This is a genomic window from Vibrio sp. 10N.222.55.C7, from assembly GCF_041473335.1.
GTDB lineage: Bacteria > Pseudomonadota > Gammaproteobacteria > Enterobacterales > Vibrionaceae > Vibrio > Vibrio crassostreae_C.
Window position 1 is genome coordinate 1 of sequence record NZ_JBFRSC010000064.1, and the last position, 1,712, is coordinate 1,712.

Genomic DNA, 1,712 nt, shown 5'->3' on the forward strand with positions numbered 1-1,712 from the left:
ATCGAGTTGATAAATCCTTGTAACGCTCTCAGTGGCATAGAAAACACGCGTTTCACCATGAGTGCTGTCGTGATAGCTAAATCACTGAATCGACGTGGCCTACCGCGCTTATTCTGTTTGCTTTGCGCCCACCCGCTAATCGCCTCTTCATCAATCCAAAAGGTCAGAGAGCCACGGTTAATGAGTGATTGGTTGTATTGCTGCCAGTTGGTTGTTTTGTAACGAGGTTTAGGCATAGAGCTACGAGTGAGAGTGGAGGTAGCTGATCAGATCGTAGGTTCTTGATTTAGTTCTATTGAATTACGCAACAAAGCCTATCGGCATAGCCTGCAGGCTTTTGAATGGCGAGGAAGTAGATATAGCCAGAGAGTTTTTCGTTACAGCTGGTACGCACAGATTTGAGTCGGTTGAAACTGTTATAGCTATAAAGCGTATAACAAAAAAGCGTATAACAAAGCTCTACATTTAAAGTCTCATATGCACCGCAAGCATGGTGTCACGCTGAATCCTAAAAAGGACATCAAGCCACTACTTGCAGTTGCCAAGAAATCGCGTAAATACCAATGGTTGAAGTAATATGATTCAATCGCCTTCCAGCAATCTGTGCTTAATCTTCACCAAGGCTTTAATAACTTCTTTAATCCGAAGTAGAAAGCGAAGTAGAAACGCGACAGAGGCTCCTTCGGGGCGAGTCCAATACACGGCAGAGGGACGAGCCTAATACTTAGTGGGAGAATCTGCTAGTTCTATGCCAGAGGAAGACATAAGTCGTAATCGAGTGAGTGTTACCACCCAACCCTCAGATTTCTTCTTTTCGAATCAGGGCAGGTAAAGCTCTCTCTAAACTTGGGGCCAGTTCAATTAGCCCGCTTGGGGTTTTCCGACCTAGAATTAGGTTTAATTATGCCGAAAAGTTATGCAAAAAGGAGCGTATGATTTGCCTTTTGCCGTTGTAGAAGACTAAGAGCTATAAAGTTTATCACGTCTGACGTAGGCTAAGGTCGCCCTTTCACGAATTAAGGAGGGCGTTAAAGGGAGAGGTTCTAGGCGGGATCGGCGAAGTTAAGGTGAACACCGTAACAATCTGAGCATGTGTGAATGCCAAATCAAGTGATGTGTTCTGCTGGGGTTCTGAGCAAAATAGGAAAAAGAAAAAAACGACATATGAGATCGTTGATGGTTACTGTCATGGAAGCTGGCCGGGAGCAACTAATGAGAAAATAAAACACTGCTCTCAACGGATCTTGTGGGACTTCCCTTTCGATATCAACCTCTAATCCATCAAGTAACGAGCTTAAAACCTAAAGAACATGAGTACTGCTGAGGACATTTTTCTGTTGAGATGTAACCAGTTCCGCTATTGGCATGCAAGATTCCCAAATCGTCTACTAATTAGATGGAGGATGAATTTTTCGGGGAAATGTGTTCAATACCCCAATCAGCTGTAAATCGTAGAACGATTAACAAGGATGCCGTGTTCGGCCAACGTATAACTTAGATTGGCAGAGCTCAAAGTCGTAGAGGCATACCAGCGAACACACCAAAGAAGGAGGTTAGGGCGAAGTTTTGCCATTTGAACTCAAAGTTGGCCAGAGGGCGGGATTCGTTAAAACTCTCTTCTGTATATACATTATTACTGCGCTTTTCTAAATTTTTCATTATAAATTATAAATTAATTATTATAAAAATAATGATTAAATATATATTTTATC

1 protein-coding gene is annotated in these 1,712 nt (G+C 42.3%); it reads right to left on the reverse strand.

Features of this window, described 5'->3' with window-relative positions:
* Positions 1-236: transposase (locus AB4482_RS20750; protein ID WP_372181567.1), on the reverse strand; the 236-nt coding region annotated here is incomplete at its 3' end.
* Positions 237-1,712 lie beyond the last annotated feature (1,476 nt).